19 protein-coding genes and 1 pseudogene are annotated in these 22,290 nt (G+C 57.5%); 3 read left to right on the forward strand and 17 right to left on the reverse strand.

Annotated elements, in window-relative coordinates:
- Positions 1–128: 128 nt before the first annotated feature.
- From EJ072_RS17665 to EJ072_RS17685, 5 genes are all read right to left on the reverse strand, one after another.
- The gene (locus tag EJ072_RS17665; RefSeq protein WP_081714429.1) at positions 129–671 is read right to left on the reverse strand and encodes a tetratricopeptide repeat protein; all 543 of its coding nucleotides are present in this window, start codon (positions 669–671) and stop codon (positions 129–131) included.
- Between the two features lie 53 nt (positions 672–724).
- Positions 725–2,788, reverse strand: coding sequence for a type III secretion system export apparatus subunit SctV (sctV, locus tag EJ072_RS17670; protein WP_024505383.1), 2,064 nt, complete (start codon positions 2,786–2,788; stop codon positions 725–727).
- Positions 2,789–3,020: 232 nt separating this feature from the next.
- Positions 3,021–3,911, reverse strand: a complete 891-nt coding sequence (locus tag EJ072_RS17675) for a hypothetical protein (RefSeq protein ID WP_024505382.1) — start codon at positions 3,909–3,911, stop codon at positions 3,021–3,023.
- Positions 3,912–4,028: 117 nt separating this feature from the next.
- Positions 4,029–4,271, reverse strand: coding sequence for a nodulation protein NopA (locus EJ072_RS36895; RefSeq protein ID WP_224570034.1), 243 nt, complete (start codon positions 4,269–4,271; stop codon positions 4,029–4,031).
- A gap of 71 nt (positions 4,272–4,342) precedes the next feature.
- Positions 4,343–4,672 carry a hypothetical protein gene (locus EJ072_RS17685; protein WP_081714433.1) on the reverse strand — a complete coding sequence of 110 codons (330 nt, stop codon included), beginning with the start codon at positions 4,670–4,672 and terminating at the stop codon, positions 4,343–4,345.
- Positions 4,673–6,020: 1,348 nt separating this feature from the next.
- On the opposite strand from EJ072_RS17685, the gene EJ072_RS17690 reads away from it, so the two are divergent.
- Complete coding sequence (locus EJ072_RS17690; protein ID WP_245454733.1) at positions 6,021–8,135, forward strand: hypothetical protein; 2,115 nt, start codon at positions 6,021–6,023, stop codon at positions 8,133–8,135.
- A 525-nt stretch (positions 8,136–8,660) separates the two neighbouring features.
- Here EJ072_RS17690 and EJ072_RS17695 read toward each other — a convergent pair.
- The 12 genes from EJ072_RS17695 to EJ072_RS17750 form a co-directional block, all read right to left on the reverse strand.
- Positions 8,661–9,464, reverse strand: coding sequence for a hypothetical protein (locus EJ072_RS17695; RefSeq protein WP_024505378.1), 804 nt, complete (start codon positions 9,462–9,464; stop codon positions 8,661–8,663).
- A 356-nt stretch (positions 9,465–9,820) separates the two neighbouring features.
- A complete protein-coding gene (locus EJ072_RS17700; protein ID WP_024505377.1) occupies positions 9,821–10,858 on the reverse strand; it encodes an EscU/YscU/HrcU family type III secretion system export apparatus switch protein in 1,038 nt (345 codons plus the stop codon).
- The gene (gene sctT / locus EJ072_RS17705) at positions 10,855–11,673 is read right to left on the reverse strand and encodes a type III secretion system export apparatus subunit SctT (RefSeq protein WP_024505376.1); all 819 of its coding nucleotides are present in this window, start codon (positions 11,671–11,673) and stop codon (positions 10,855–10,857) included. The genes EJ072_RS17700 and sctT overlap by 4 nt, the downstream gene beginning before the upstream one ends.
- An 8-nt stretch (positions 11,674–11,681) precedes the next feature.
- On the reverse strand, positions 11,682–11,957 hold the full coding sequence (locus EJ072_RS17710) for an EscS/YscS/HrcS family type III secretion system export apparatus protein (protein WP_024505375.1): 276 nt from the start codon (positions 11,955–11,957) through the stop codon (positions 11,682–11,684).
- 2 nt (positions 11,958–11,959) lie between these two features.
- The gene (gene sctR, locus EJ072_RS17715) at positions 11,960–12,625 is read right to left on the reverse strand and encodes a type III secretion system export apparatus subunit SctR (RefSeq protein ID WP_029354851.1); all 666 of its coding nucleotides are present in this window, start codon (positions 12,623–12,625) and stop codon (positions 11,960–11,962) included.
- Complete coding sequence (gene sctQ / locus EJ072_RS17720) at positions 12,618–13,646, reverse strand: type III secretion system cytoplasmic ring protein SctQ (protein ID WP_095769044.1); 1,029 nt, start codon at positions 13,644–13,646, stop codon at positions 12,618–12,620. The genes sctR and sctQ overlap by 8 nt, the downstream gene beginning before the upstream one ends.
- Before the next feature lie 89 nt (positions 13,647–13,735).
- Positions 13,736–14,248 carry a hypothetical protein gene (locus tag EJ072_RS17725; protein ID WP_032899688.1) on the reverse strand — a complete coding sequence of 171 codons (513 nt, stop codon included), beginning with the start codon at positions 14,246–14,248 and terminating at the stop codon, positions 13,736–13,738.
- Positions 14,224–15,582: a type III secretion system ATPase SctN gene (gene sctN, locus EJ072_RS17730; protein WP_024505372.1), complete on the reverse strand. Its 1,359-nt coding sequence runs from the start codon at positions 15,580–15,582 to the stop codon at positions 14,224–14,226. The genes EJ072_RS17725 and sctN overlap by 25 nt, the downstream gene beginning before the upstream one ends.
- The gene (gene sctL / locus EJ072_RS17735; protein WP_024505371.1) at positions 15,579–16,202 is read right to left on the reverse strand and encodes a type III secretion system stator protein SctL; all 624 of its coding nucleotides are present in this window, start codon (positions 16,200–16,202) and stop codon (positions 15,579–15,581) included. The genes sctN and sctL overlap by 4 nt, the downstream gene beginning before the upstream one ends.
- A complete protein-coding gene (locus EJ072_RS17740) occupies positions 16,199–16,885 on the reverse strand; it encodes a nodulation protein NolU (protein ID WP_269470858.1) in 687 nt (228 codons plus the stop codon). Before EJ072_RS17740 ends, sctL begins: the two co-directional genes overlap by 4 nt.
- Positions 16,830–17,693, reverse strand: a complete 864-nt coding sequence (gene sctJ, locus EJ072_RS17745; protein ID WP_024505369.1) for a type III secretion inner membrane ring lipoprotein SctJ — start codon at positions 17,691–17,693, stop codon at positions 16,830–16,832. Before sctJ ends, EJ072_RS17740 begins: the two co-directional genes overlap by 56 nt.
- Positions 17,694–17,702: 9 nt before the next feature.
- Complete coding sequence (locus EJ072_RS17750) at positions 17,703–18,212, reverse strand: nodulation protein NolB (RefSeq protein ID WP_024505368.1); 510 nt, start codon at positions 18,210–18,212, stop codon at positions 17,703–17,705.
- A 187-nt stretch (positions 18,213–18,399) separates the two neighbouring features.
- On the opposite strand from EJ072_RS17750, the gene EJ072_RS17755 reads away from it, so the two are divergent.
- Positions 18,400–19,098: a secretin N-terminal domain-containing protein gene (locus EJ072_RS17755; RefSeq protein WP_024505367.1), complete on the forward strand. Its 699-nt coding sequence runs from the start codon at positions 18,400–18,402 to the stop codon at positions 19,096–19,098.
- A gap of 607 nt (positions 19,099–19,705) precedes the next feature.
- Positions 19,706–21,333, forward strand: a pseudogene (locus EJ072_RS17760) (HrpF/NolX family T3SS translocon protein).
- Positions 21,334–22,290 lie beyond the last annotated feature (957 nt).

Genomic DNA, 22,290 nt, shown 5'->3' on the forward strand with positions numbered 1-22,290 from the left:
CCGATCTCTGCCGGCCAGATCTGGAGCAACTGTTTTGCATAGATATGGCTCTCTTCAGGGGGCCATCTATGATGGGAGCCGAGCGCGTGTTCGAGCCGGGGAACAGGCTGCGCATGCACTGTGCCCACCTATTGCGATCGTGCTAACCTTGGTTGTTTGGACTTGCCGTTAAAGGCAAGCGACAGATTGAAGTTATGCTGCACCATCTGATTGCCTGGCTCGTTTTCGAGAGCTCGCCGATACAGGGCCTGTGCCGCGTCATGCCGCCCCTCAATGTCCAAAATCACGCCCTTCGCATTCAATGCACGTACGTTTCCTGGGGCTGCAACCAAGACGCTGTCGAGCACCTCAACCGCTTCGTGCGGGCGCTTCTGGCCCACCAAGGCATTTGTAAGTCGTATCGCCGCATCAACATTGTCCGGGTGCTGCTTCACCTCATCCCGCAAAGCCCGCTCTTGAACATCCTGACCAACTTCGCGCAAAATGCGTTCGCGCATAGCCGGATCGATTTGATCGGCGCTGAGCAACTCGGGGGAAGATGTCTCCTGCACGGAAAGAGCCGGCTTTTGCCAGCTGGCGCAACCGCCCAAAGGCAGAATGGCGAGTACGGCAAAAAGAAGTGAGTTCCGGCGCAGAAACATAGGCGATGGAGAAACTGTATTACTATTCATGTTATCTCTCAGTTATCGGGGAGGCGCGTGGCGTTCAGTTAGGAAAGGTGGGACTACTCTAACAATCCGCTGTTCGATCCGTGCGGGAGTGTGACGGATCCTGCGGGGCGAATTGTAAAGTCGGAGGCGAGGTCTTGATAAGACAGCACGGCGAGATCAACCCCGTTTCGCGTCAGAAAGCCGCGGACGAAACGTCGGACATCCATCGACGTCAACAGAATAGGGCGGGTTTGACCCGGTTCTGCGTTCGAAAGGACCTGACGTATCTGTGATAGCATCGCTTCGCTTTGCCGATCCTCCAGTGCGAGATAGGGGCCTGCATCCGAATCTCGAACCGCGCCACGCATCACATCCTCGCTCTCGCGCTCGACGACCAGGGCGGACACGATGCCCTCCGTGTTGGCATGGCGGTGGCAGATCTGTCGCTTCAAACCAGAACGGACATATTCCGTCAGCAGGGCAACGTTCTGCTCACGCTCGCTCCATTCGGCCAATGCCTCCAACACGAGACGGGTGTGGCGGATTGGGATACCTTCCTCCAGGAGGCGGCGCAGAACATCGGCAATCCGAGGAATCGGCGTCGTGCGTAGCACCTCTTTCACAAGCTCAGAATATTCCTGCTCCATTCGGCCCAGGAAATGTCGGGTCTCTTGGATGCCCACCAATCGCGGTGCGTAGCGGGTCAACGCTGCATGGACGCGCAAGGCGAGGAGTTCGCCGGGAGCCCTATGCTCCGTGCCGGCGCCCGTAAGGGCCTTTGCAGGGGTATGTTCAACCGGGAGTGTGTCCGTTTTCGGCTCACGTCTAAGGGGGACACCGCTCGAGTCGACGTGCGCTACATCGGCTCGGAGCGCCATCTGGTTTGGATCTAAGGCGTCCTGTTCGACTGGCACGCCCTCGACATCAATTCGGAATTGCGATTCAGGCAGCTGCTCGTCAACCAAGACAGGGATGCGAGGAACGATAATGCCCAGATCGGCTGTGACCAGGAGCGAAACGCGCCCAATATGTTTTTGCAATTCGGCTTGATCGACCGCCTGCATAAGATCTGGCGCTAGAAAAAATGCGATCGGGAATTCCTTCGCAGGCGCGGCTTGCTTAGGCTCCGCTGCAGTTCCACCTTTCGCATCGGCAGTGCCGGCGCCCAGCACATCAGCCTTGACAATGCTTACCGCAGCGAACACTGCGGCCAGCATCAGAAAGACGGGGAGGGGAAACCCAGGAACGAACCCCATTACAACCAGGACGCCGGCCGCCAGTCGCAAGGCTCGAGTGCTGGCCGTGAGCTGACTGACCATTTCTGTACCGAGGTTGATCCTCGCCGTCCCAGTCACACGGGTGACGATGGTCGCCGCAGTAATGGAGAGCAGAAGGGCCGGAATCTGCGATATCAATGCATCGCCTATCGTCAGCAGAGTGTAGTGATGCAGTACCTCGCCGAAGGACATGCCCTTGGAGAGCAGGCCGATCGAAATTCCACCCAGCATGTTGATGCAGATAACCACCAGCCCGGCGATGGAATCGCCCTTCACAAATTTCATCGCGCCGTCCATCGCGCCATAGAGTTGGCTTTCCTTCTCCAATTCGGCGCGCCGCCGGCGGGATTCGTTGGCATCGATGTGGCCGTTGCGTAGCTCTGCGTCGACCGCCATTTGCTTGCCCGGCAGAGCATCCAGCGTGAAACGCGCCGCCACTTCTGCCACCCGTTCGGCACCCTTCGCGAGGACCATGAATTGCACCATGGTGACGACCAGAAATATGACGAAACCCACCACGATATTGCCTGAAATGACGAAATCGCCAAAAGTATGAATAATGCTGCCGGCCTCCCCCTCGGCCAGGATCAGTCGCGTCGTTGCGACCGTGAGCGCGAGACGGAATACAGTGGAAATCAAAATAACGCCGGGCAAAGAGGAAAAATCAAGTGGAGTACTGACATACAGGGCAACCATCATCAGCAGTATGGCCAACCCCATATTGAATCCTATCAGGGCGTCGACCACCACGACCGGGATAGGCATGACCATCATCGCGACAGCCAGAAGCAGCATCAACGCAACCATTAAATCCGGGCTGGCCGGCGCACGCTTGATGAAGTCACGCAGGACGTTGGCCATCGAGACACCTTTGCAATCGGTTGAGACTTACTCTGCTGTTACGCCATGAAACGTGGCTTTCGAACTCCGAAGGCGCCTCAGCCTTGGCCAGCGCGTGACCCTGCATGAGAGCCACAAGCAGGCGCGAAATGGCTGGGCAGCAAATGTTTCCAACGCAGCCAGCTTGTCAGCACCGAGCGCGACAGGATGTTTGGCTGGCCATAGAGTGCTGCTTGATGGGGCCTGCGAGCTTTCAATATTGGAGAGCAGCAATGCGGCCATTCCTGCTCAGCAGCACACGGCTGTCCTCAATACGTTCGACCACCCATCCATCAGCCAAAATGGCGCCGACAAAATACTTCTCGCTGTCGATGACAATATATGGTTGGACCCCATGCCACACAGCTTCGACCGCGATTGCGGATGGCGCCTTCTCCTCTTTGATGAGCACTCCGTTCACCAGTGTTAGAGTACCCTTGGTGCGACGATCGAACGATTGCTGAAGCTTCTGCCAGCTGATGACCGATTCAGACGTGACGGTGCCTTCGGCGGTCACAACACCCTTTGCCGACCCAATCTTGACGTCGAGAAGACCCGCTCGATCGACTTCCTCCTGCAGCTCTTGGGCCGCTGCCTCCGTAAGTTCATTGTCAGCGCGGTGACTGATCGTTCTGGACGCGACTTCAGCCCGAAGTGAATTGGGGCTCGATCCACTTGCATTGCCAAGATAGGAGATCGTGCCTGAAAGCGCGCCGATCCCGAGTGAGCTGATTATGACCATGGCGAGCACACCGATCGGTAGGCGCGGTATGCCGGTCGAACCAGGCGGCTCTGCATCCTGCACGGACAAAGCAATGGACATCTCGCCTACGAGCAGGACGACAGGAAGGGGCACAACAACGGACTGGCCTGCGGCGATATTCCGGTTGCCCTCGATACTGAGTCCGGGTGCAAGCGCCTCCAGTTCGATCGACTTGCCAAGAAGAGTTACACGAAGGTGATGCGGTGCCAGTCCCTGCTCGACAAAGACCAAATCGGCATCGAAGCCGCTGCCGATTAAACACTTTTGAAGATCCGTCTTGCCGGTCAGACCGCAATAGTGCCCCGAACGCACTTCGAAACGGAGGGAAACGGCGTCATCCACAGAGCATCTCTCAAACAGGATAGAAGCCGCATGGCAATTGCCATGCGGCTCATTTCGGGACTACGTCGCGTCAATAAGGAGACGCGCTAGGGGGCAGTCTAAAACCCGCTTCCGACATTACGAAACGCGTTCGTCGGCGGCCTTCTTGATGGTCTGGAGATTGGTCGTTAGAGTGCGCAACTGGACACTCCTTTTCGTCGCCTCCAAGCTAACATTGGTTAGTTCCTGCACTTGCGCCTGAAAAGCAGTAGCATCAGCTCCGCTTGTATTGCCGGGAGTGCCACTGTTAGTTTTATCGGTATTGCCGGCGCTACTGGTATTGGTATTGCCTGATTTTTTATTATTATCAACTGCAGCCATGATCATTCCTTTTTCTGTTGGAGTTGTGCCGTCAATAACGGCCTGTATGACCTCACGCCGGATTTCCCGCGTCAGGCATCTTCTGTGTCATCCAAAGCTTCATCGGCCTCAGCCATCGCATCGTTCGCGAATTGGAACGCGAACGATCGCAGGATACTTTGGAAGGCTTCACTTTGTGCTGCAGACTGTGAGTTGTCTTGAAGTTGATCATTTGAAACGGTCCGGTTATCCGCCCGATCGTTCCCGCCAGCTGCCTTGCCATCATTCCCACCAGCTGGCTTGCCATCATTGCCATCAGCCGGCTTGCCATCACCAGAATGCTCGGATTTCGAATCCCCATGGCCCTTTCGGATCAAGGAAGTCCCGAGGTTGCCAACTCCACTCCCAATTGCTGCTATCATCAGGTACTCCGGCATTTGCCATTGGCGGCGACGTGTTAAAGGTTAGCCTCGATCAAGCTAAGGGCGGGAGCTTTCGAGAACCTGACGGCTTTTGACAAAAACCGGCCAGCGCAAAAACGTATGCTCTGCAGGATGTTGCTCTCGCATCGAACAGTCGACCACGATCTCGGCTGTTCGGCCAATCCCGCCGTCCACGCATGCCGCGACCGAATGGCAGCCGCAGCAGCTCGTTTGCATCCTCGATGCTGTGGTGTCGAACAGGAGACACGGTCCACGTGCTGCATGACCGCAATGACCGTATTCTTGCTGGCTCCACGGGCGCACGCAACGAGCAGGAACTCGGTCTTTGCATCACCATTCTCTCGCCTGCACATCACGGCCCGGCGCGGTGAGCTCATTGGCTTCGAGAAGGTCGGCGACCGTACGAACATGGGATGGTCTGCCGGCTTTGGGAGGCCGGTGCGGATCCTCTTCTCACCATATCGAAAGCTTGAAGCGGTCGGATTTTCTTGCCCTGTTCGTGAGAACTCCCATCGTCAGCTAATCGTCAGCCAAGCGGTCTATCTAGGCCGGCCGTGCCTGACCTTCGGATCCAAAGGTCCCGTCTCGACACTTTTTGTAACTATAGATCGAAATGGTCCGCGTGATACGCAACGCACACGCTTCTCTGAAGCAAATGTGTGACTTTGTCGGTGGCGAACGAGAGGAGTGACGCATCAATAAAATCGTCAGGCACGTGTCTAGGAAGGGGAGCTAGCCGAGTTGGTCTGATTTCATTCGCTGTTCCTGGAAATCGGCGGACTGAAGCGCTGATAATCTCAGGACATCGATGGCAACGTTGCGAAAGTCCTGTGAGCTCGGGCCAATCTTGGCCTGCTACTGAGAAGCACTTTGGCGGGAACATTACGCCGTCGCGGGTCTGGCTGACCGTGACGTTAACCGAAAGATGCCGCTGGTCTCGTCAGCCGCCAGCACAATAGCAGCACATTCTCGCCTACTACGGAGACGCAATATGAAGGGCATTGGCCGACCACGGAAATCGCAGGCTGAAACTGGAGCCAGCCGCGCGGGGCGGGCGAGCAGTTCCCTTTCGCAATCAAGTCTTGCTGCGGGAGAAGGTGGACAGTCATTCGATTCCGTTGTGGAGCAGATGCGCTCTGGGGACGCCGATAGGAGGCCCTCCTCCCTTCCAGTTGCGCGCGGTCCAGGCGATGCCCGCGAAAGTCTGCCAGGCGCCTCGATTGGCGAAGATCAAATCCTGAACACACCGCGACGTGGAGCCGCTGCGCCACCACGCGGAACCGTAGCGCCACGTGGCGCAGCCGCAAGGCGGCGCGGTTCTCCCTCCATGTCTGAGGGCGAAGCCATGGCGCCGGTCGGTAGCCAACTATCAACCGCGCAGGTGGAAGGCACCAGCTCATCGTCAAATGAAGATATCAGTCCGACACAGCTCAGAATGAACAGTCTTGTTCAACAACTGACTGATTGCGAGGCTGCGGCCAGGAAAACCGACGTCCCCGAGGAGGCGGTGGAGCTGATCAGTCGGGTCGTCGATGCAGCCTCAGCAATTCTGGAGTACCGCGCTAGCCTGCCTGCGGCTGAGGCGCAGACAATTATGCCAGACGACAAGGTGCGTAGATGTTGCCAGATCGTGTGCGACGCCGCGAATGAAGTAGACAAACTTGGCCTGTCGACGATCACGAAATTGGACAAAAAGACCAAGAAAGCGGCAGGTATGGTCGATAAACTCTACTCCTACTCCCAGGCGGACCGGCAGGAGCTGTTGATTTTAAATGTGGAGAACCACCATACGGCGGCAATTAAGTGGTGGGAAAAAAAGGCATGGCGCTCCGAACGGCAGCGATCCGCCTGCGCTGCCACCGCTAGCCTATCCAGTGGAACGCCCGTGATGCGGGAAGCCGAGCGGTGCGCACTGCGGCTGCGTGCCGGCTCGGTACTGAGTGTCAGGATCTGGCTGGTCCGTGAGCGGATCGGTCTTGCGCGGGCCAAGATTGAACTGCGGGCGAGCAGGTTCGAGCCAGATTTGAAGGAACTCCTCGTCGGTCGAAATGGAGTGGTGCAGCTGATGGCAAGCGCCGCTCAAGAAGCTCTTCGCGCCCTCTCTTTGGCGAAGGGCATAATGGATGATGGCAAAACACTCAACGCTCATGATTGCGCGGTTGTAGAAAAAATCATGGAGCGGCTTTCGGATTTTGGATTGGCGTTGCACGAGGTGCATACCAAGCTAAGCCATACCTACCCAGATGCCGGCCTCCCATTGAAACTGTTCGAACGGATCGTGGACGATGCATGGATCACTGCGCACGATGCCATGCACTTGTTGAACCTGCAGTCTCCGCCGTCAGCCATCATGGCGCCACAGGCCCAGGCGGGCGCTGCGATGCCGGCCAGGGCAGGCGCTGCGATACCGGCTGGCACTGCTGGTACGGCTGCAGTGTCAGAAGGCACTACAGCGCGAAGGAAAGGGAAGTCAAAGCATAAGTCGGCAGCTCGCGCCGGGACTTCTGCCGCCGGGCAGCCATCAACACCAGTCGCTGCGAACGCCGGCACAGTGCCAGCAGCCAAGGTTCTCGCGCGCTCGGATCAAGTTGCGAGTACACAGGTGAGAGCGCAAGAGGTGGCTGCGAGTTCGTCGGGGGCAGGCTCGACAATCGGGGGCGCCGCGTTGTCAATGGAGGTATTGACGGAGCGGCTCAAACGATTGGACGAACTTTTGCAGTTCGATCTGGCCGGTCAGCAAAGCGTCGTCTCCCAAGTGCGCCAGATGAAGCCTGAGGAGGCCGGTAAGGTCGTGGACGATGTGGCCCAGTACCTGCGAGCCCAGGCCATTGAGATGCAAACCTGTCTCGCCGGGTTGCAGGGGCGTAATGTACGCCTGCTACTCACCTCCACCCAGCTACCCAAAGTGCACGAACGCACAGACCAGCTCAAAGGGTTGCTGAACATGGTGCTGGGACAGGCCAACGCATTGAATGAAGGAAAAGCCGGCATTACGACTGATTGCATGAAGACCTACGCATTTCCGGCGCAAAAATACCTGGAACATTTGTGCAATGCCGACGAATTGATGCCGCCGGAGGCACCGGTCGCGCTGCGTGGCGAGCCAGGAAAGCTGTTTGAGATGAAGCTGCAGCCCAAGATGCTGGTCAATGGTGCGATGCCGAGCCCGATGTGGGTGCACATCCACACGAGTCGCCCCGTCATGGCCAGAAACTTGGAAGGGCTGGCTGATTCCGAATTCACCGCTTGCCACGTTAAATCCAACGAACAGCGCGGCTACAATCGAGAGCGAGAGGAAGCCGATGCTAGGTCCGGTCGCGAGAAGGTCATAATTCATCGCGGCAAACTCACCCCCGCTTTCTGTAAGTCCTTGTTGACCTCAGGGCTTGGCCGCCAACCACGCCATTCGCGTGCCGAGCTCCCGTCGGCGCAGGCTGCATGACAGGGCACTCAGAATGCGGCCGGCCACGCTGTGAGTCAGCGAGCATTTCTCCTGGCCAAACCGCGAATGCCGCTGCGCGAGTTGCGGTCCGGCGATTGGAGTCGATCGGCTACCGTCAGGGCCGATTTGCGATGTCGCGTTACCGGCTGTTGACGTGGCGGCGTATCTTGCCTCCCATCCAACTTATCGCCGAGATCGCGCCGCCAAGATCGAGGCGGAAGGTCTTCCTGCGAGCGCGGAGCAGGCATAGCCGATCCGATCGGGATCGGCGCATCGCAACGACCCAACGGTGTGGTGGAGAAAATTGGATTCGGGAGAGCTCGGTTCCAAGAGGCGGAGTTCCGGCCCGAATACAATCCGCTCGCAAGCACCCACGATGCGCATCCGCAGTTTATTGTCTGGGAGATGGGCTGGATTGCTCGGCGGCGCTGGCGCTAAGGCGGGGCTGTCGCCGGACAATTAGCATTCACTGCCAACAGCCTTGCAACCGTCACCAGTTGCAAGGCTCGGCGGCGGGTCGACAAATCACATGAAATCGTCGTCGGACCCGCTATCGCTGCTGTCGCTATCCTCGGTTTTGTGGAGATAGAGTGGAGGTTTGCCTGCACGCTGCCACTCACCGGCACTGTTCTTCGTCCATTTGTCGGGATGCTGCGTAGGGTCAAGCACCAGGTCGCCATGATCCACTTCAACAAACCCCATCGTCTGCGCGCGCGCTTGTGCTTCCGGATTAGCCGCACGCCAATTCAGCAACGGTCGGTCGCCGTCTATCCGAAGTTGATGCTCCAGCAGAATATCGCCCGCATTTTCGACGAGCGGATGGGCGACTTGAAGATCCACTATGGAAGTGACCTCAGTTCGACCAGGAAATTGTTCCCGCCAACTTTCCGATTCGAACTCGTTCATGCTGAATCCGCCTTCCATTCTCAGCAGTCCGGCACTCCGGTCTCCCAATTGGTAACTGAAATATCGCGCGTGCTCCGTATCTCGACGGATGCCATATTGCTGAGCAACGTCCGCGGTGCGCCTGGCTCGTGACGATACGAACTCCGAATACTCTTGAGGATTGTCGGCGATGTGCGTGATTTCATCACCATGAAATTGCCTCACCTGTCTCCTGAAGGAAGTCCTGTTGATCTCCACCACAGGAGGTCGGGAATTGAGGGAGTATGCTTGGGGAGCCGCCGATGATGAGGCGCCGCTACCTTCCGATCCGGATAAGTGCATTCGGGCAAATGTGTCCGCGAACCCTTCGCTTCCTGCATCCGATTGCTCGCCGGCATTATGCGCGCGGTAACTATCGGATGAGCCACCAATTCGACCATACATGACGATTCGTACTCCTATGTTTCGCAACCGAGCTCAAGTTAGCACGGCTGTTCAACATAGGGCGCTTAGTTGACGACTAGCTGACGAGGGCATTCCAACGGCTGCACCAATCAAATCCGCACTGCCGGCCTCAAAACCTCGGACTGCGCCACGCACCGGCCAGCAGAGGCTGCAAGGTCATGCCCGGAGGACTTGCCGTAGTTGCTGGGTGGCAGATCCGAGGGGAGTGATTGCCCCAGGCCCGCGGTTGCGCGGTTGGCCTGACAGAGACACTGGGGCACGGATGGCCAGCCGACATTTGCCACTAGCATGGAGCCAGGTCAGTTTTGAACTGGGCAGTCGTGGACTTCCAATGACTAGGCCAAGCCTGCGGCAAAGAATGCTTTCGCGACAGGCTGGAAATATTGCATAGGAACCGCGTGGCCGAGTTTTGTAGTGCCTATCAGCTGACGCGCTAAGACATGGTCATGGACGATCGTCAGGCGTAGTGCCCGCGCCTCGCTCAACACATGTGAAACGCGCTCACCTTCGGCACGGCAAACTAAGAACGGCACCCCGGTTTCACCGCGAACGTAACGCAGACCGATCAGGACCGCCCTTCCTGTTAAGACCAGCGTGGCGCGATGCACGCCAAGCGCAGGCTCGTCGGCCGCCTCCTCGCGGATGCGACGCTGTTCACCTTTCAACTCTGGCGCTCCTTGCTGATCCTTCGACTCGCGCGTCACTTCGGTATTGGTCATGCGCATTTCGCGCAGATACAACGCGCGCTGGAGCAGAAGATCGATCAGTCCGCCGACCAGCAGTGCGCCGGCGCCAATTCCCATCAGCAATTTTGTCTCCATAAAGATGAGGCCAACACAGCCCATGCCGCAGATCGGCAGAGGGACCATTGTCTTCCACATCCCGAGAAGGACAATGGAAAAGGTTGCGCTGAGAACCAATACCTTGAACATGGTCTTGCAGACTTCGACCATGGAACGAGCAGACCCCAAGCGCTTCAGCCCTTCAAAGGGGTCAATTTTCTTAAAGCTGAGCTTCATCGGCTCCAGAGAGAAGACAAATCCACCATTGGCTAGCAGGCTGGCCAAAATCACCGCGGCGACAAGGGTTCCAAGCAGCGGGCCAACAGCCGCGACTGTGAGTTGGACGAGCACAACCAATGCCTGCGGCACCGCGGTATCGAAAGGTAGGCTCTGCAACTTGGTGGCTAATAGGAGCGCTTCCCGGCATTTGTCCTCGATCACGCTGCCTCTTAGCCAAAGGTAGCCGAGCCCAGCGCAAGTCCCGACCGCGCGGACGAAATCGGAGCTACGTGGCAGCTGTCCTTTTTTGCGCGCTTCACTTAACTTCTTCGGGCTGGCGGCGTGTGTCTTCTCTTCACTTGTGTCGCTCATGGCAGCAATTTGTCGAACCACTCCAGCACGCCGTTGGCACGTGTGACCTCCAGTTTCATGCTCTCCACCAGATAGGCAGCGTAGGTGACCATGAGAACTGGAAAGACAATGTTCTTGATTGCCGGAGACAGTTGGCTCGCCTTAAATTGCGGGGCAAAGCGACGCAGCAGCATCATCGATATATCAATCAGTATCAGGAAGAACACGACAGGCCCCGATACCAATAATGCCGTGCGCATTATGCTGTCGAGAAGCCCCAACAACTCCATTGCTCCTGGCCCACTCAGTGTCGGGTGAAACTGATACACCGGCCAGATCAAGTAGCTGCGGTACAGGACACTGATCAAAGTTTCCAGGCCTCCTGATCCGACGAATATGGCAATCGCAGTGATCCCCAGAAAAACGCCCATCGCGGAAGCCTGACTGTTCGTCGCGGGATCGGCCGAAGCGGTCGGGCTGCTGATGCCGCGTTGGTTGTCGATAAGCTCCCCGGCAGCCTGAAGGCCCCAAAGCGGAATGCCAAGAAAAGTGCCAAGGAGTACACCGACAAAAACTTCCTTGAATCCGAGCAGGGTTAGCTGGATCAGGCGCGTATCAGGATCCAGCGCCGGCAATCCGCCGCTGACGTGTGCCAGGCATGGTAGTGCGAAGCCAACAGCCAAACAGCCCCGGATCAGCCCACTGATCTGCGAGCGTGTGAATACGGGAAAGATCAGCATGATGCCCATCGCGCGGGCTGCCCCAAGACCTGCCGCAACGACGAGTTCGAGAGCCGTCTGGATCAGAATTTGAATATCGGCCGATGGCGCGTCCATGGGGCGGACTAGTAGCTAAGTGTCATTGCGGGAAACTCGGTGAAGATCTGATCGGCTAGCTCTATGAGCGGGGCGCTTAGCACAGGAGCAAACAGCCCAATCACCGCGACAACGACCAGAAGCTTCACGGTGAGCGGCAAGCTTTCATCCTGGATCTGCGTCGCCGCCTGGAGGATGCCGATGACGAGGCCGACAACCACTGATGCAATGAGCGGCGGTAGAATCCAGATCATGAAAACCACCAGTGATTGGCTCATAAGAGTAATGATGCTGGATTCAGTGATGATCAGCCTCCCGGTAACGTATAACTCAGCACAAGCCCATGCATCAATTTTGACCAACCATCAATGGCAACAAACAAGAAGATCTTGAACGGGACAGATATAACAGTTGGTGAGACCATCGACATACCCATTGCCATCAAGATAGTTGTCACTATCAGATCTATAACAATAAAAGGCAGATAAAGTAGAAATCCTATCTCAAATCCGCGCTTCAATTCTGATAGCAAGAAAGATGGTACAAGTATTGCAAAGTCATCAGGCGTGGCTGCAGCGTGCATTTCCTCTGGCCAGACCTTTTCTGTCGAAGATAGGAAAAATCGCCGCTGCTCTTCATTTGTGAATTTCTTGAGATGCTCGCGCAAGGGCTCACTTCCGGCTTTAGCGGCGCTTACCCAGTCGTCGAATGTCTGATAGTGGAGCTTGGGATCCGACATGCGGTCATAGGTCTGCTCAGCAACGGGCGCACTAACGAACATAGTGAGGATCATCGCCGCGGCGTACAGCACCACATTGGGTGGTATGGTCTGGGTCCCGAGCGCATTGCGGACGAGGAAAAGAACAATTGATACCTTTACAAAGGCCGTTGTCGTGGCAACTGCTAAAACCAGCAGACCGAGTCCGGCGGTAACCGCAAGAAGCGCCAGGATTGTCGGCTGAGCTTCACTCATTGCATGCAAACCCGCCACGGAGCCTGATGCCCAGCTCTTCTCCGATGCGGACAATGTCGCCACGCCCGATACGCTGACCATTGGCCACTATGTCGACCGGGCCGTCGATCGGCCATCCAAGTTCAAAAATATGCCCTTCGCCGGCACTTCTTAATTCCCCAAGAGAAATAGGCCAGCGGCCGCATTCAAAGACAAGCACGATCTCGACATCGTCGAGATCCTTAGTAAGCTCCAGTTGCGATCCGGGTTGTGTCATATGCGCACTCTCCAAAGGACACGGTCGCGGGCGGAAAGGCCCCCGCAAGATTAATTCATCGCCGTCAAGATCCGCCTCGGCGCACAACTGGCCGACAGCTAGGGTGATCTGGCCGCGGCCGAACGGCGCAATATCGGGCAACAATGCATCACCGACACATGCGCTTCGAAGAAGCGCCGCAGGAAGGCGAAGCGTGCCGACCTCTCCTGCAACAATGAGCGGGAGCTCTGGAGGCAGCCCGCCCAGCTGCCGCGGCAACTGGGCAAGCAGTTCGCCTAGCGCGCGAAACGCAGGCGGTACTAAGCCGTCAAGTGGCGTGAACAGGAATAGACGGCCCTTGCCCTTGACCGCGCCGAAAATGATGTCGAGTTCAAGATGAGGAGCCAGCATCGTGGCTTCGCATACCCGCACGAGTTGCACGTTCAGACGCGTCGTCTCCTCCAGTCGAGTGACAAGCGGCTCCAGAGCGAGTTCGAGAATTAGCGAAGCAGTTGGCTCGGAAGGGAAGGCCAAGCCGTTCTGCACTGTCGTGATGAACTCCTCTACGAGCGGGCGCGACAGTGACAAGATGACCGTTTCGGCTCCCACTCTCCAGACGCAGTCAAGCATCGGAATGGCAGCAGGTTCCTGCTGCCAGACAAGCCCTGCCGTTCGCACCGATAGCGGCACCTCGTTGATCCGGCTTTGAAACGGCGTGCGCGGCGCTGCTGTATCATTGAGCCACGAGACAACCGTGTGGGACAGTTTCAGAACTGGTTCGAACATGGCGGGTGTGACCGCAGCGCCTATCAAAGACTGCACGGTCGTGTCATTCGGACGACCTCTTGCGACCGTCGGATCCGGTTGCGCGGCATTTAGGCAAGCGACCCCCTCGCATATTTCAGCAGTATCTCATCGTCGGCCTCGATCTCGGCTGCGGCCTCCGAATGAGTCTCGACGGCGCGCCGCACGTCGTCCTCGATTTGTTGCCATTTGTCCCTTGCCGCCGAACATATGACCCATAGCTCCCTCGTCCTGGACGCCGCCATCTCAGCCTCCTCTTGAGCGATTTGGGTATCATCAAGCATCTGCCGTCTGGAATTGATCTCAGCGGCAAGTTGTTCAGTGTGAAGGCGGTGACGGTCGAGCGCTGCGCTAGACAAGTTGTCGAGTGACATCAGATGCTGATAGAGCGCTGCTTCTTTTCTTGAACAATGTTGCTGTATCATTGCAAGCTCCCTAGAGGCATTTTGTACGGCTGAGGCGGCCACATCGCGCTGGGCTTCCTTCTTGGACAGCTCGCCAAGGGCACGACGCTCTTGCATTTCCTTCAGAAGCCGTAACCTCGAAGACTGAATCCAGTTTACGCGGTCAGACGCGACATCCATGCGACCGTCTCCTCGAAATCTGACGCGTCATCTTCGCTCTGGCGCAGAAACTCCCTCAGTTCGTCGATTGACGCGACAGCCCGGTCAGTCAGGGGATCTCCACCTGGCTTGTATTCGCCAACATTGATCAAGAACTCGGTCTCGGCATAGCGCGACAGGAGCTCGCGGAAAATGGATGCTGCCTTGCGATGTGTCCCCGAAACGACTGCATCCATGACGCGGCTGCGACTCTGCAGCACATCAATAGCGGGGAAATGCGATCGCGCCGCAATAGCGCGTGAGAGGATGACATGGCCATCGAGAATACCACGCGATTCCTCGGCGATTGGATCACCCGTGCCATCACCCTCTACAAGCACCGTATAGAAGGCCGTGATTGAGCCCCGCTCACCCATGCCGGCGCGCTCGAGCAGGCCTGGCAGCATGCCAAAAACGGAAGGAGGAAAGCCCCGTCGCGTCGGCGGCTCACCCGCAGCAAGGCCTATTTCGCGCATAGCGCGGCAGAAGCGCGTCAGCGAATCCAGCATGAGAGCAACGCGTAGGCCTTGATCGCGGAAATATTCCGCGAGCGCAGTCGCCATTGGAGCGCATTGCGCACGCTCTACCGCCGAGCGGTCGGATGTTTCAACCACGACGACCGTACGGAGAAGGCCCTCTTCACCAAGATTCCTTTCGATGAATTCACGAACTTCCCGTCCACGTTCGCCTATGAGCGCCACTATGACGACGTCAGCGGCGGCACCCTTTACGATCTGTGACAACAGCGTCGACTTGCCACCACCTGGCTCGCCATAAATCCCGATCCGCTGGCCCTCGCCGCACGTCAGCAGACCATCGAGGACACGGACCCCAAGCGGGAATGGCCGCTCAATCATGCGCCTCGTCATCGGATTGGGGGCTCTGCCATGCAGGGGCCGAGTTTCGACGGTCTTGATTTCGCCTTTGCCGTCCAATGGGCGGCAACGACTGTCGATCACGCGACCGAGCAAATCGCCGCCGACGGGCACCTCACGCATTCGGCCAGTGGCCACGACCTCTGCGCGGCTGGATAGGCCCACCAAGTCCCCGATCGGTGTCAGCAATACACCATCACCCGACAGGCCGATCACCTCGGCCTCGAGCGACAGCCCGGTTCGCGGGTCCTCTAGGAGGCAAAGTTCCCCAATACGAGTGTCTGGCAAGACGGCATGAACCAGTGTGCCGATAGCCCGCGTGATCCGACCGCGCACCGCACGCGTGTCAATTCGCTTGGCCGCAGCCCTCAAAGACGAGATTGCTGGAACGAGAGCTCGAGTGTCGGCGTCAGCGTTATGTTCTGGGACGGGCTTTCTCATAGCTCGCCTTTCTCACAGAGCGTCCCGAAACCAAGGCGCAGCGCGCGCATCTGGGCGTCAAGTCCAAGGTCAACATTGCCGTACTCGCTCCACAGCACGCAGCGTTGCGGCGACAATGTCGGGTCGGGCTCGATCCGCACCCTTGGTCGACCATCCTGGCCGTCGCATCGAGCAAACTCTCGTGCAAGCATGTCGACTTGCATGGGAGAAACATGAAGGCAAACGTCGGCGCCGCTGTATTGACACTCTATGGCGTGACGAACAGCCCTCACCAATAGCTCGCCCGGATCGAAAGCGCCGATAAGATCGCTCAATATTTCCATCACGAGCTGCGGCAATTCCTGCTCCAGAGCCGCCTTTCGTCGCGCGATTTCGGAGATTGTCTCCGCAATCAACCCTGCCATCTCCTCGGTGCCTGCATTCGAGCCCTCCATGTGGCCGCGCGCCCACGCCCGCTGGTAAACCGCGCGTGCCCAGTTTCGAACGCGCTGCCGATGCCGTTCTGCCGCGGCAAGGGCTTGCGCGGCGCTGTGCCAGGTTTCGAGCTCGCTCGCGGGTATCAGTGGTCCGACTGGACGCATCTGCGGCGCTATTGGCCCCTCGGAAAGTTCGACTGTCATTTCACCGGGGTCTCTGTCTCAAAATGAGCTACTACAAGTGAAAGCAATTGGCCGGCGGCGGTCCAATGCTCATGTGCTGGAGTCTCCGCGGCAGTCCCCTCGGGCAATCGAAGAAGCACGCGGTTACGCTCGGTCGCTGAACTGTCCTGGAGCCAAGCTCCAAGACATGCGTGTCCATCGTATTCGATTTGCTGAGCGAGTTTTTCTGGGTCCGAGATCAGTCTTTTGTCAACAGCATGCAGCAGGTGTCGGATTCCGAATGCGTGTGCATCCACGCCGATGCGTTTAACAAGGATGGCAAGCTCAGGCTGAGAGACAAACGCGACCAGCGAACGGGCATGCCAGATACTACCAGCAAGAAGGGCCGCTCGATATGGATCATGCCCGCGTAGAAGGTCCGGCCTGCAGCCGATGTGGTTCAGATCCACGTCATCGTTGCCCAGCAATTCTGCCAGCCTTGGATGCAGTCTGGAACACTTCTGCAACTTCACTAACGTTTCGGCCGATAACGCTGGATCAAGACGCGCCGCAAGACGGGTTGGATGGGCCGAAGCCGCAAGCTCGCTCGCGCCCGGAAAGTGCGGACCATCAGGTCGGGCGGTCTGTATAGGCATTGGCAATGAGATGTCACCCACGTCCAATTGCAGGCATTCTTTTGCGAATGGCCTCGACAGCAGAAGCATCCCGGCGCCCCTCGACCTTGGAAACGCCGGTTGATTGCTTGCGCCGACGCGTAACAACGCCGATCAAGAGATAACAGGCCACGGCGAATACGGCTGCGGCAAAACCTGTTACGGTCGCCAGAAGTGGCGCAGGAAGAGGTAGTGATGCTTGTGGCAAAACAGCAGTCGGATCGGGCCGTTGCTCGTGTGCGGACCGTTCTACCGGCACCAAAACCACTTCCACCTTATCGTAGGACAGGCCTTCGATGCTGTCGGCTACAAGCATCTTTATCTTTGGCAGCAGAGCCGCGACATTTGTTTTTGCGTCGTGCCTGATAAACACCGAGGCCGAGGATGGCGTGGCACCGGCTCGCACAAGGTCGTTATGCGGCAGCACGACGTGAACACGTACAGAAAAAACGCCATCGATATCGCTGATCGTCCGCGACAACTCTTCGCTCAGGGCATACACGTAACGGGCACGCTCTTCGGTCGGCGAGGCAATCAGGCCTGATCCTTGGAATATCTCACCGAGGTTCTTGAAGGATTGGCGCGGCAGCCCCTTGGCGTTCAGAAGGTTGATTGAGAAGGCGAGCAGCTTTTCGTCAACCTGGATCGTGCTGGTTCCATCCTTGGCGACCACCCGGATCGCGGCGACCCCGTTGTCTTCAAGAAGTGCGAGCATTTCATTTGCCTCACGCTCTTGCAATTGCGTGTAGAGGTCGGCTTTGCAAGCAGTGAGGGCGACGAGAACTGGCAGCATGACAAGTCTAACCGACCGCCACCCTGACAGGCCACGCATGATTTCGCCCTCGGCCAAGCCAATCATGCGCGCGGTTCAGCCTTCCTTCAAAAGTTTATTCACGGATGATGTGACGCCGCTGACGCCTTTGGAGATAAGCGCCACCTGGGTGACGCCGTTGTAAACATCCCGAAGACCAGCCATCATCGTTTCGAAGTCTTGCCCTTGTTGGGGAATGCCCGAGATTCCGGTTCCCGCCTCACCTGGAACGGGAAGCTTCTGCGCCGGTCCCGGTAGAGCGCCCTTCGAAAGGGCTATGTCATGGTCGAGCGCGGGGAAGGAAACAGTGTTGTGTGGATATAGGGAGGAAATCGTCTGCAACACGCGATCGCCCATGCCGCTCGTCGGCGCAGCCGCGCGCTGAACATCCATCGCCGCAGCAACTGGCGCCGCACTCGCTGGCCCCGCGGCGGCATCGTTTTTCAGCGAGTCGGCTGCATGCCCTAAGGCGCGCTCAAACTGGGCCTGCTCGACAATCGACGGTGATCCGACCCTGGGGAGGCCAGCCGTTAGAGTGGCAGAGATCGACGTGACAGGCATCATCATGTAAGGACTCGGTTGCTCTCTCTGACCGGGCGAGCCCCGCCCATTCATCACCCGGTGTCGGCGCAACACTCCTAGGGGGGCAAGCTGACAACAAGCTGACTAACGGCGGCGTCATTTCGACAATCTAAAATCTCTTCGGCAATTTAGTCACTTGTGATGATTTCAGCGTTTGGTTTATCAGTGCGACATGCCGAGAACGCTTATCCAACCCGTCACCCTGCATGTTTTGAGACTTCTTTGTGCCGGGTTTTTTCTGTCCACCGGGATTCACCCGGCGCATGCAGTCCCGCTGTCCCTTCCGGCGACACCCTATAGATACACGGTTCTGGATCAGGAGCTCGCTGCAGCGTTGCAGGAATTCGGCAACAACCTGAATATCAGGGTCAACATCAGTCCTGCGGTGAAGGGGCGAATTCGCGGACGTATGCCTGATTTGCCACCGCGCGCGTTCCTCGACCGCTTGACGAACCTTTACGGTCTACAATGGTACTATGACGGCCTTGTGCTCTATGTGTCTGCTGCACAAGAATCGCAAACTCGAATGCTTTTGATGACGTCGATTCGCTTCGATGCGTTCAAGGGGGCTCTCGACAAGCTTGATATCTCCGACGAGCGCTATGTGGTCAAACCCGTGCCAGGCAATGGCCTCGTCTTCGTTTCCGGTCCACCGCGCTTCGTCGCACTCGTGGAGCAGACCTTTAACGGCTTGGTGGCGCAGGCGCAGGCGCAGACTCACATAGCGGCAACGCCAAAGGAATCAGTGCTGATCTTGTTTCGCGGCTCCTCCACTACGGTCGTTCGCGACGGACGACCGGATGCTTCTTATTCTTCTGACATCCCACAACAGGATAGCGTTGGCGGGAAGCCTGAGCTGGGCAAGAAATGAACATTGAGGATTTCCCGCAGCTCTGAAGAACATGACTGCGGCTACCCCTTTGTGAACTCTTCGCAAACTCGTCAGTTTCTCGAAAGCTAATCCGCTCATGATGAGTCCCGGCAGCTCTCGCGGTGACTCCGGCCATTGTGTTGGACCGAACCTTGGAGCCGGCCCGGAACACAGCAATTGAAGGCAGGGCAGGCGCATTCGTGACCTGCCGACGCTTGGAATTGTCGAATTTTGTGAAACGCAAGGGATCTTCTGTCGGGGTCTCTTGTGGGGATTTCAACGTCACGTCTGAGGATGCATAATGTCGGCCAGTAATCTTTCAACTTTCTACCGCTCAAATTCGCTACAGTCCGCAAGGGGTTGGCCGGGCCTGAAAGTTTCCCATTTTGCGACCCAGCATCAGCAAAGTGCATCGTGCTTCGAAGCGATGCTGTCCACTTGTGTGCTGGCAGACAAGCCCGGCTCTTTCGCGCAAGGGGATCTGCCAGCGTCGAATCTTGATTCGACAATGGATAAATTGCGGCAGGACCCTTTGGGCCATCTGGCACCGGATGTCTTGACATTGAATGGCTTGGAGCAACACCCACTGGATCTGCTGCCGCCAAATATGAGGGCGGCTCTCAAGGAGGACCAATCGCAACGCTCCAAGGCGACTGAAGCCCAACATCTGCTCGGCGTCACTCCGAAGATCGAGCCGGCTCCCAGGCCGAGCCCCGGAATCACGTGGAACGGTGGGTCGCTGACCACGGCTGAGTTGCAGATTGTTGCGGTACTCAACCGTCACAAGGACCAATGCCCGCTTACTTGGAAGTCGTTGACCGACAAAGCCAATGATCCCTCTACGCCACCGGATCTGAAAGCGGCGATCCAGGGACTGCAGCAGGATTCGGGACTTTTTATGCGATTGGCTCGCAGGGCGACGGCCGCTGTGGAGGCAAGATCAACGCCAAGGACTTGGCCGGATTTTCAAACCACCACCCACAAGTTGCTGCATTTCAGGAAGCCCAAGCGCGAAGCTACGAGCAGAACTACATACCATCCGACGGCAGCGGAGGTTTGCAGCCTTCGGTCATGACCTTGAGCGATGCCTTGCGGGAGTTTTACCGGTACTCCGAAAATCTGTCCAAGGACCTGAGTCTGGATGAGTTCAAGAAAATGGTCGGCGGCGAATCGAAAAACGGCAAATTTCCGCCCCAGGTCATTGCGGCGGCGCAATATTTCCTCGATCACCCCGATGCTTGGAACCAGTTGTGCGGTGGCTCGAAAGGGAAGATGCACAAAGAGGATTTCCTGCAAGTCGCCTCATCGTCGATGAGCCTCACGCAAACTGAGCTGAATACGGTCGAGATGATCAAGGACCATCAGGACACGTTCTTTGGAAGCGGTGTTCTGACTCGCGACAAACTGGCGAAAATGAAAGACGACAAGAGCCTTGATCCGAAAGTGCGGGAAGCAGCCTCTCAGCTCCTTTCAGATCCTCTTCTGTTTGGCCTCCTGAACAATTCGATCACGGGCTATAAGACCCATCATAAATTCTTCGACTTTGGCGGCGGGCATACGGTTGATTCCGGCAATATCAGCAAAAAAGACTTTGCCCATTTTTGCACAAACATGTCGTCTGCGAACCGCAACGTTCAGCAGCCAATCACCCACGGCGCCCAAACCGCAGAAGAGCAGAATGCCGTCGCGGACATGAAGATGGGCCTGATGGACCAGCCTGACATTAAGTCAGCCAAAAAGAACGGCGGGGCCGTCATGCACGTCGTCGACTCCGTGCTCAAAATCGAGACGAAAGTGCTCGACTTGGCGGCAACGGCGGTGGGACTGCTCAGCTTCATTCCGGGCCTCGGACAAGTAGCCGATCTTGCCTCGATGGTTCTCGAGGCTGAGTCGCAAGCAGCCAATCTCCTGCGTACGGCCATTAACGGAGGCGATATGAAGCGAGCGCTGGAGGAAGCTGGCCTCAATATGGCCGCGCAGGCGATCGGCCTTATCGCAGGCCCCGAGGTCAAGCTGGCCATTCGAAATGGGCTCGTAAAGCACCTGATGGAAGAGGCCTTGGCGGCAGGCATTGATCTTTCGGTCTCGACGGCGCAGGACTACGCAGAAGGCTATGTGAATAACCTCAAAGCGCGCCTTGCAGGCGGCCCTGAGCAAAGCCTAGGCCTTCCGAGCATGCCATCATTCCAGAGTGTGGCAAGCAATGTGCCCTTCGTCGGCATTGCCTTATCCTAGCCGTCGCCTTGCGCGGAAGCTTTGGCTCGCGCGCTGACATAAGGGTCATTGTGGCACAAGCAGGGGTTCATCCGCATCAACGCAGCGGTGTTCCTGACGCCATCTGGATCGGACTGTGAGGGGGATGTCCGAAGTCTGTGAAGGCTTCGGTATATGACGACTTCAGAGTTACGCTGAGCCCAGCCATCTCGAGCCGGTGCGCCGGGTCGAGGTTTTCACGGGCGCCGGCCGGCAGCGGGAATGGTCTCCGGAAGGCACGGCGCGGATGGTGGCGGAGCGGCGCAGCCGAAGGAACGGCTGTCGCGCGCCCAGGGCGGCCTCCCGAACAGCAGACGATGATCTCCTGCCTTGGGCCTATATCCTTGTGCCCACGCTCAAGGCAGTCGGCTGAAAACAGCGCTGATTTAAAACAGCATTATCCTGCACTGCACCCTCGATCCTTGCGCTCACCGATCGCTCGTCGACACGCACGCGGTCAAGTCGTTATCGGCGCTATGCCGATGGGCTTCGAGAGCAAGGTGGACGCTGAGCGGTGCGTCAGCCTCAGGGCGCGGCTGGCCAGCTTTGGGTCTCACGCTCTATGACGGCAACACCCGGCTGATCAACTTGGCCTGTTCGCGGGCTCCCGGCAGCGGCGCGGAAGCCACGGTCCGCCTTCCTCGGCTTCAGGCCAAAGATACCGCAGCATGCTCCAGAGCTATGTCTGCCGCCTCCGCCCCATCGTCGCTGGTCATGTGGAAAGGACAAGCAGGCTACGCACCCCATAATCCCGTCGGGCAGGATTCGACAGTCGACGGCGAGACATTCGCCAAACCTCACCCTTGATTCTCAGCAACGTTAAAAAAATTCACATAATGTTCGTGAGTGTAGTCTCCTGTCAGGTGGTACATTAGCCCCAATATCTGGCGTCTTAGTCGTAGAAAGGACTGTGATCCATCTTCCATTAGCATCCATACC

The sequence above is a fragment of the Mesorhizobium sp. M2A.F.Ca.ET.046.03.2.1 genome, assembly GCF_003952425.1.
Classification (GTDB): domain Bacteria; phylum Pseudomonadota; class Alphaproteobacteria; order Rhizobiales; family Rhizobiaceae; genus Mesorhizobium.

Bases quoted from the DNA above. Each gene is read 5' to 3' on its own strand.
- EJ072_RS17665 (WP_081714429.1), bottom strand. From the start codon at position 671: ATGAATAGTAATACAGTTTCTCCATCGCCTATGTTTCTGCGCCGGAAC.
- sctV (WP_024505383.1), bottom strand. From the start codon at position 2,788: ATGGCCAACGTCCTGCGTGACTTCATCAAGCGTGCGCCGGCCAGCCCG.
- EJ072_RS36895 (WP_224570034.1), bottom strand. From the start codon at position 4,271: ATGGCTGCAGTTGATAATAATAAAAAATCAGGCAATACCAATACCAGT.
- EJ072_RS17685 (WP_081714433.1), bottom strand. From the start codon at position 4,672: ATGATAGCAGCAATTGGGAGTGGAGTTGGCAACCTCGGGACTTCCTTG.
- EJ072_RS17690 (WP_245454733.1), top strand. From the start codon at position 6,021: ATGTCTGAGGGCGAAGCCATGGCGCCGGTCGGTAGCCAACTATCAACC.
- EJ072_RS17695 (WP_024505378.1), bottom strand. From the start codon at position 9,464: ATGTATGGTCGAATTGGTGGCTCATCCGATAGTTACCGCGCGCATAAT.
- EJ072_RS17700 (WP_024505377.1), bottom strand. From the start codon at position 10,858: ATGAGCGACACAAGTGAAGAGAAGACACACGCCGCCAGCCCGAAGAAG.
- sctT (WP_024505376.1), bottom strand. From the start codon at position 11,673: ATGGACGCGCCATCGGCCGATATTCAAATTCTGATCCAGACGGCTCTC.
- sctR (WP_029354851.1), bottom strand. From the start codon at position 12,625: ATGAGTGAAGCTCAGCCGACAATCCTGGCGCTTCTTGCGGTTACCGCC.
- sctQ (WP_095769044.1), bottom strand. From the start codon at position 13,646: ATGTTCGAACCAGTTCTGAAACTGTCCCACACGGTTGTCTCGTGGCTC.
- EJ072_RS17725 (WP_032899688.1), bottom strand. From the start codon at position 14,248: ATGGATGTCGCGTCTGACCGCGTAAACTGGATTCAGTCTTCGAGGTTA.
- sctN (WP_024505372.1), bottom strand. From the start codon at position 15,582: ATGAGAAAGCCCGTCCCAGAACATAACGCTGACGCCGACACTCGAGCT.
- sctL (WP_024505371.1), bottom strand. From the start codon at position 16,202: ATGACAGTCGAACTTTCCGAGGGGCCAATAGCGCCGCAGATGCGTCCA.
- EJ072_RS17740 (WP_269470858.1), bottom strand. From the start codon at position 16,885: ATGCTTCTGCTGTCGAGGCCATTCGCAAAAGAATGCCTGCAATTGGAC.
- sctJ (WP_024505369.1), bottom strand. From the start codon at position 17,693: ATGATTGGCTTGGCCGAGGGCGAAATCATGCGTGGCCTGTCAGGGTGG.
- EJ072_RS17750 (WP_024505368.1), bottom strand. From the start codon at position 18,212: ATGATGATGCCTGTCACGTCGATCTCTGCCACTCTAACGGCTGGCCTC.
- EJ072_RS17755 (WP_024505367.1), top strand. From the start codon at position 18,400: ATGCCGAGAACGCTTATCCAACCCGTCACCCTGCATGTTTTGAGACTT.